Here is a 7,607-nt window from a genome sequence, read left to right as displayed (position 1 = left end):
TGCCGACGATGAGGCCATCAGCCTCGACATCGATCTTGCTGGACTGTGTTGTTCTAGCGGGCCGCATCGCTGGCAACGCCAGCTCCCACAGGGACCGCGTCGAGCACGGATACCGTGGCCGGCCCAGAACCCTGTGGGAGTCGGCTTGCCGACGATGAGGCCAGCAGCCACAACATCAATCTGCTTGCCCGCCACCATGGAACCTCCTGCCTGGACCCTCACCCAATACGACCCCCACCATCCCGTTCAAGACACCCACCTTGCCGACCGGCGCCAGCCCCTTGCATCGTGCGCAAAACCCCATTCGCGCTGCTGCAATTTCCCTGGAGAACACCGGTCATGCACGAAACCCTCAGCGTATCCCCCGCTACCTTGCGTAAAGTGACCGCCGCCGCGGCCGTGGGCAACTTCGTCGAGTGGTTCGACTTTGCCGTCTACGGTTTTCTCGCCACCACCATCGCCAAGCAGTTCTTCTCCAGCGATGACCCCAACGCCGCCTTGCTGCAGACCTTCGCCGTGTTCGCCGTGGCCTTCGCCCTGCGCCCCCTCGGCGGCATCGTGTTCGGCGCGCTGGGCGATCGCCTGGGGCGCAAGCGGGTGCTGTCGATCACCGTGTTGATGATGGCCGCCGCCACCACCGTGATCGGCCTGCTGCCGACCTATGCCAGCATCGGCCTGCTGGCCCCCGTGCTGCTGACCCTGACCCGCTGCGTCCAGGGCTTTTCCGCCGGCGGCGAATACGCCGGGGCCTGCGCCTATGTCATGGAGCATGCGCCGGATCATCGTCGCGGCTGGTACGGCAGCTTCCTGCCGGTATCGACCTTCTCCGCCTTCGCCAGCGCCGCGGTGATCGCCTACCTGCTGGAAGCCAACCTGCCCGCCGAAGCCATGGCGCAGTGGGGCTGGCGCGTACCCTTCCTGGTGGCCGCACCGCTGGGCATCGTCGGCCTCTACCTGCGCTGGCGCATGGAGGAAACCCCGGCCTTCCGCCTGGCAATGGCCGAACAGAAGGAACATGCCCATTCGCCGCTGCGGGAAACCCTGGCCCAGCAGAAAGGCGCGATGCTGCGCCTGGGCGCGTTCATCTCCCTGACGGCGCTGTCGTTCTATATGTTCACCACCTACTTCGCCACCTACCTGCAAGTGGTCGGTCACCTGAGCCGGGCCCAGTCGCTGATGGTCTCGACCATTGCCCTGCTGTTCGCCGCCGGTGCCTGCCCGGCCGCCGGGGCCTTCGCCGACCGCTTCGGCCGACGCCGGACCATCGGCCTGACCGGCCTGTGGGTGATCGTCGCGGTGTTCCCGGCGTACTGGCTGGCCAGTTCCGGCAATGTGCTGGCGGCCGTGTGCGGGGTGATCCTGCTGGCGGTGGGCGCGGTGTCTTCCGGCGTGGTCACGGCGGCGCTGCTTTCGGAAAGCTTCCCGACCCGTACCCGCTATACCGCCTCGGCGATGACCTACAACGTCGCCTACACCCTGTTCGGCGGCACCGCGCCACTGGTGGCAACCTGGCTGATCGGCGCCAGCGGCAGCAGCCTGGCTCCGGCGTTCTATCTGGTTGTGATCGCCCTGGTGGCCCTGGTCGGCGGCCTGTCCCTGCCGGAAACCAGCCGTATCTCGCTGCATGAAGAACCGACTGCGCCTGCACCATCACCACAGCGTCCTGCCGAACCTGCATGACAAAAACTAAAGTTCCACATAAATAAAACGAGTTTGTTTCATCAAAGCGGTTTCCCGAGAATCTCTCCATTGAATCGTTTCGATGGAGAGACCGCACCATGGCATTGGCACACAACCTCGGCTTCCCGCGCATCGGCCGCGACCGCGAGCTGGACAAGGCCCAGGAAGCCTTCTGCAAAGGCGAGCTCGACGAGGCTGGTCTGCGCGCCGTGGGCCGCGAACTGCGCGCCGCTCACTGGCAGGTACAGAAGGACGCCGGCATCGAGTTGCTGCCGGTCGGCGACTTTGCCTGGTACGACCAGGTCCTCACCCACTCCCTGACCTTCGGCGTGATCCCCGAGCGCTTCCGTGGCCACGCCGATGCCAACCCGACCCTGCTCACCCTGTGCGACATGGCCCGTGGCGCCACCCAGGAAATGACCAGATGGTTCGACACCGACTACCACTACCGGGCCCCGGAATTCACCGCTGACCAGCAATTCGAACTGAGCTGGGAACAACTCTTCGAGGAAGTCGACGAGGCCCTGGCCCTCGGCCACGCGGTCAAGCCGGTGGTGCTGGGTCCACTGACCTACCTGTGGCTGGGCAAGACCAAGGGTGACGACTTCGACAAGCTGGAACTGGTCGAGCGCCTGCTGCCGCTGTACGGGCAGATCTTCCAGCGCCTGGCCACGCAAGGCGTGGAGTGGGTGCAGATCGACGAACCGATCCTCGCCCTCGACCTGCCGCAAGACTGGAAAAACGCCTACGAGCGTGTTTACAACCTGATCCAGCGCGAGCCGCTGAAGAAGCTGGTGACCACCTACTTCGGCGGTCTGGAAAGCAACCTCGGCCTGGCCGCCAACCTGCCGGTGGATGGCCTGCACATCGACCTGGTCTGCGCTCCCGAGCAATACCCGACCCTTCTCGATCGGCTGCCGGCCTACAAGGTGCTGTCTCTGGGCCTGGTCAACGGCCGCAACGTCTGGCGCTGCGACCTGGAGAAAGCCTTGGACGTACTGCATCACGCCGCCGAGCGCCTGGGCGATCGCCTGTGGGTTGCGCCCTCCTGCTCGCTGCTGCCCAGCCCGGCGGACCTGAACCGTGAAGACGCGCTGGCTGCCGAGGCAAACAGCTGGCTGGCCTTCGCCGCGCAGAAATGCCAGGAGGTCGCCGTGCTGACCAAGGCGCTCAATCAGCCTGATGCCAGCGACGTACAGGCAGCGCTGGAGCAGAGCCGCGCGGCTGCGGCCCGGGTACTGCTTCGCAGCGCCTGAGCCCTCAGGCGTCTCGGACGCTCACCACCACCTTGCCGATCTGCTGGTTGGCTTCGAGGAAGCGATGCGCCTCCTGAATCTGCTCCAGGGGGAAGGTCCTGGTGATGATCGGGCGCAAGGCACCCGACTCCAGCCCTTGCAGGATGAACGCCTTGGCCCGCGTCAGCGCCTCGGGGTCGGCGACGATCTCGGCATAGAGGTAGCCCTTCAGGGTCAGGCTCTTGCCCAGCACGGTGAACAACGGGAACGGCGTTGGCTCCGGGCTCAGCGCGCCGTACTCCAGAAGAATTCCGCCGCGAGCCATGCTCTGGGTCAAGGGCTCAAAGGCCGGTCCGCCGACCGGGTCGAACACCACCCGCGCGCCCTTGCCATCGGTCAGGGCCATCACCCGCTCGACGATATCCTCCTCGTCACTGACGATCACATGAGCAGCGCCACCGCGGTGGCACCGACCATGCGCGCCATCTGGAACGCGGCCAGGCCGACGCTGCTGGACGCGGCGGTGGCCGGACTGGGCGTGGTGGTGCAACCGCAGGAACTGGTGGGCGATGCCTTGCGCGACGGTACGCTGGTGTCGCTGCTGCCGGAGTACCCGGTGCCGGTTTCGCCGATGAATGCGCTGTATGCGGCGGATCGGCGGGGACGCCGAAGCTGCGCAGTTTTCTCGATTTTGTGCGGGGTGCGTTGGCTGACAACAAGGACTGAGCTTTCGAGCACGAGCGCCCGCCAGGAAATCGCACCTGGCAGACGCTTGTACCAGGAGAGCCACGGAGCCGAGCTCCGCGGCATCCACTCACACCGGCAAACTAACCGGCGACTCCGACGTGGCAATCAACAGCAATGCCTTGCTGATCCTCATGTTCAACACCGCACTGCTGAGCATCTCCCTGTGCCGGGGATCGGCTGGAGCAGGAAGATAAGCAGCATCGAGAATGGCCTTGGTGACATGTTCGGTCGCCCGCTTGATCGCCTCTTCATGAGAGAGGCCGGGGCCAACGCAAAGGACTGGGGGTGGATCGGGGACGAGCTTTTTCATCGGTACTTCCTCAAGTAATGAAGCGATTGAAAACCTGCTGTCAAACAGGGGTGGCAACTGTGCGCGGGTTGACAGACCAGGACTTGAGGACAACCTGGCGCGCCCGAAGACGCCCACACGCACAGCCGCCATAACGACTAGCGTTCCTCAAGAAAACCCGGCCTGTCACAACCGGTCGTTGTGTTCAACGACCGGCGAAGACTAGGCAGGGTTTCCATGGGGTGCAACCGCCAAGCGGGGTTGCCGAGTATGCTTGGGAAATTGCCTACAAGAAAGTCGGAGATCGGTGAAGTTTTCAGGCAAGTGCAACATCTTGTGAGGGCTATTTCCCCTCCCCGACCGACCGATAAATCCCCCAGCCCAACACCAACGCACTGCCGGCAAACCCCGCCAGCAACCACAGATTCACCGCCAGCCCGCCAATATCGACCGCCTGACCACCAACCCACGCGCCCAGGGCAATGGCCAGATTGAACGTTCCCACATACAACGCTGCCGCAATCTCCACGGCATCAGGCACCACTTTCATCATCAGCGTCATCAGCCCGACCGACACGCCACCGTAGGCCAGCCCCCAGATCAGCAGAGACACAACGCCTCCCAGCGATGAGCCACCAATGACCAGGTACAGCGTGGCGGCCAGCAGCAACCCTGCGGCAATCGCCATCAGCGCCGGCGCGGCATGACGGGCGGCCCAAGTGCCGGCCACGAAGTTGCCGATCATCCCCGCCACCCCATAGGCCAACAGCAACGGGCCGATCCACTGCTCATCGAACCCGGACACGCTGTGCAGCAGCGGCCGGGCGAAGGTGAACGCGGCAAAGTGCCCGGTGACCAGCAACAGCGTGAGCAGCAAGCCAGCCTGCAGCTAGCGGTTGCCAAGCTGCTGCACGAACTGGCGCACGCCAGCGGCCCCGAGCGCTGGCAGCGCCGGTAGCACGGCAAGGTGCAACGCCAGCACCAGCCCGATGAACAGCGCCATCAACGCGAACGCCCAGCGCCACCCCGCCAGCTCGCCGACCATGGCCCCAAGCGGCACGCCCAATACCGAAGCTGCCGCCACGCCGCCGAAGATCACCGAGGTCGCCAGGCCGACGGCATGCCCCGGCACCAGGCGCGCCGCCAACCCGCCGGCGATGGCCCAGATGCCGCCGATGCAGAAACCAACCAGGGTGCGTGCCGCCAGCATCCAGGCCATGCTCGGCGCCAGCGCCGAGGCCACGTTGGCGATCAACAGCAACCCCAGCAAACCGCACAGCAAGGTGCGCCGGTCCACCCCGGCCGAGGCCAGCACCACCACCGCCGCAAACAGCGCAGCCAGCAGCGCCGGCAAGGAAATCATCAGACCGGCCGTACCGGTCGAAACCTGCAAGGTGTCAGAAATCGGGGTCAGCAAGCCGACCGGCAGCATCTCGGTGGTAACCACGGCAAAGGTGGCGAGGCCGACGGCGATCACCGCCAGCCATGAATGGGTTGCGGGCGCGGCTGCAGATGAGCAGGTACTCATGATTCGGATCCTTTGAATCGCGGAAAAAGACTTGCCTGGCCAGACGGCCCGGAGCGCAGGTATCGACCAGCCCACAGCGCCACCAGCAACACCACGACACCCGCCACCAGCGCCAGAACGAAACCACCCCGCCCCCCGCGCCATCAACCATCCGCCCGGCACCGGCCGCCCCCAGCGCGACGCCGATATTCAGCCCGGCCAGCAGCCAGGTCATGCCCTCGGTCACTTGTCGTTCGGGGACCAGGCGCTCGACCAGGGTCATCGCCACGATCATGGTCGGCGCAAAGCACAGCCCGGCCAGCAGCACGGCCGCCGCCAGGGCGGGAATGCTGCCGGCGGCCATCAGCGGCAGCGTGGTCAGGGCGGTCGCCGCAGCGCCAACCAGCAGTTGTCGATGCAAGGGCATGCCCGGCTGCATCGCGCCGAACACCAGCCCGGAAACGCAGGAGCCCACGGCATAGGCCGACAGCACCAGGCTGGCCGCAGCCGGCCGGTTCAATTGCTCGGCGAACGCCACGCTGACGATATCCACGCTGCCGACAATCACGCCCATCGCCACCAGCAACAGCGTCAGCCAGCGCACGCCCGCCAGGCGGATGACCGAGCCCGGGCGCGCCGCACCGGCATCCCGGACCTCGACCGCAGGCTCGCTACCACGCTGCGCCAGCAACGCCGACACCCCCAGCAACAGCAACGCCGCCGCCACCAGCAACGCCGCCTGGGGCAGCACCATCACCGCCAGCCCGACGGCCAACGGCGGCCCGAGGATAAAGGTCGCCTCATCGAACACCGTTTCCAGCGAATAGGCCGTCTGCAAGCGCGGCTGCCCCCGGTACAGCGCCGTCCAGCGCGCCCGCACCATGGCCGACATGCTCGGCATGAAACCGGCCAGCAGCGCACCGAGGAACAGACTCCAGTACCCGACGTTCCACCATGAGCCGGCGGCCAGGATCAGCAACCCGGCAATGCTGATAACGGTCGCGACGGGCAGCACCCGGCTTTGCCCCTTCAGGTCGACCAGCCGGGAAATCTGCGGTGAGAGCAGCGCATAGGTCAGCACGAAGGTCGCCGCGACTAACCCGGCCAGGGTGTAGCTGTCGTGCAATTGGGACAGCAAAGTGATGATGCCGATGCCGGTCATCGGCAGCGGCAACCGGGCCAGCAGGCCGGCGAGGGAAAACGCCCTGCTGCCCGGCGCGCTGAACAGCTCTCGGTAAGTTGAACCCATGTGGATCTCCTGAAAACCAGCTTGCAAGTGCCTTGCGGTGGGAGGGAAGATACATACGCCTCGTATGAAAACGAGCCTTATTCATACGCTCCGTATGTAAACACTCCAGGAGAACGCCTATGGCTCGCCGCACCCGCGCCGAGATGGAAGAAACCCGAGCGACATTACTGGCCACGGCCCGCCGGGTATTCAGTGAAACGGGCTATGCCGACACCTCGATGGACGACCTCACCGCCCAGGCCGGCCTGACCCGTGGCGCGCTCTATCACCACTTCGGCGACAAGAAAGGCTTGCTCGCGGCGGTGGTCGAGCAGATCGATGCCGAGATGGATGCGCGGCTGCGGACGATTTCCGACGCTGCGGAAAACCCGTGGCAAGGCTTTCAAAACCGCTGCGAGGCTTATTTGCAGATGGCCCTGGAACCTGAAATCCAGCGCCTGGTACTGCGTGATGCCCGGGCCGTGCTCGGCGGCGCGTCACCGGAAGCACAGCGGTATTGCGTCGAGTCGATGCAGGGGCTGATCGACAGCCTCATGGCCCAGGGCGTGATCGCCGAGGCGGATTCCGAGGCGTTGGCTTCGTTGATCTATGGGTGTCTGTCGGAAGCAGCGTTCTGGATTGCCGAAGGGGATCAGGGGTCTGATCGGCTGGAGCATGCGCTCAAGGCGTTGAGGTTGTTGTTGCGGGGGGTGTTGGTTGCACGTTCGTTGTAGGTGACCCGGCCATCAAGGCATGGGTATCTGTACATCTTTTGATGCGCAAAGCGCTTGGCAGGAAATTGCATCAGGGCCGAGAGGTGCATGCCTTGATCCCTGTGGTGTTCTTGAGATCGAGCGCCGTCCACACGGCGCATCGCGGCTAACAGCCGCTCCCACATCTGTTGCAACGTGCCATGGCCTG

Annotated in this window: 3 protein-coding genes and 5 pseudogenes; 4 read left to right on the top strand and 4 right to left on the bottom strand. The window is 65.1% G+C overall.

The genetic code is table 11. The features are described from left to right. Positions 1–339: 339 nt before the first annotated feature. Together ACODSK_RS31855 and ACODSK_RS31850 are read left to right on the top strand one after the other, a co-directional pair. On the top strand, positions 340–1,680 hold the full coding sequence (locus tag ACODSK_RS31855; RefSeq protein WP_489022017.1) for an MFS transporter: 1,341 nt from the start codon (positions 340–342) through the stop codon (positions 1,678–1,680). A gap of 98 nt (positions 1,681–1,778) precedes the next feature. Next, positions 1,779–2,912 (top strand): annotated as a pseudogene (locus ACODSK_RS31850) (5-methyltetrahydropteroyltriglutamate--homocysteine S-methyltransferase); the annotation flags it as partial. A gap of 28 nt (positions 2,913–2,940) precedes the next feature. Here ACODSK_RS31850 and ACODSK_RS31845 read toward each other — a convergent pair. Then, a pseudogene (locus tag ACODSK_RS31845) lies at positions 2,941–3,440 on the bottom strand (zinc-binding dehydrogenase); the annotation flags it as partial. Between ACODSK_RS31845 and ACODSK_RS31840 the strand changes: the two are divergent. After that, positions 3,424–3,641: pseudogene (locus tag ACODSK_RS31840) on the top strand (LysR substrate-binding domain-containing protein); the annotation flags it as partial. The pseudogenes ACODSK_RS31845 and ACODSK_RS31840 overlap by 17 nt on opposite strands. Positions 3,642–3,729: 88 nt before the next feature. Here the strand turns inward: ACODSK_RS31840 and ACODSK_RS31835 are convergent. From ACODSK_RS31835 to ACODSK_RS31825, 3 genes and pseudogenes are all read right to left on the bottom strand, one after another. Further along, entirely contained in the window at positions 3,730–3,972 is a 243-nt protein-coding gene (locus ACODSK_RS31835; protein ID WP_489022015.1) for a hypothetical protein, read from the bottom strand. 322 nt (positions 3,973–4,294) lie between these two features. Next, positions 4,295–5,383 (bottom strand): annotated as a pseudogene (locus tag ACODSK_RS31830) (MFS transporter). Positions 5,384–5,475: 92 nt separating this feature from the next. After that, a pseudogene (locus ACODSK_RS31825) lies at positions 5,476–6,707 on the bottom strand (MFS transporter). 119 nt (positions 6,708–6,826) lie between these two features. Between ACODSK_RS31825 and ACODSK_RS31820 the strand changes: the two are divergent. After that, positions 6,827–7,420 carry a TetR/AcrR family transcriptional regulator gene (locus ACODSK_RS31820; protein ID WP_489022013.1) on the top strand — a complete coding sequence of 198 codons (594 nt, stop codon included), beginning with the start codon at positions 6,827–6,829 and terminating at the stop codon, positions 7,418–7,420. Positions 7,421–7,607: the final 187 nt, after the last annotated feature.

This window comes from Pseudomonas sp. FG98, from assembly GCF_057808595.1.
This window is presented reverse-complemented; position numbering and strand designations above follow the sequence as displayed.

Coding starts and splice junctions, on each gene's coding strand:
- ACODSK_RS31820 (WP_489022013.1), top strand. CDS start 6,827: ATGGCTCGCCGCACCCGCGCCGAGATGGAAGAAACCCGAGCGACATTA.
- ACODSK_RS31835 (WP_489022015.1), bottom strand. CDS start 3,972: ATGAAAAAGCTCGTCCCCGATCCACCCCCAGTCCTTTGCGTTGGCCCC.
- ACODSK_RS31855 (WP_489022017.1), top strand. CDS start 340: ATGCACGAAACCCTCAGCGTATCCCCCGCTACCTTGCGTAAAGTGACC.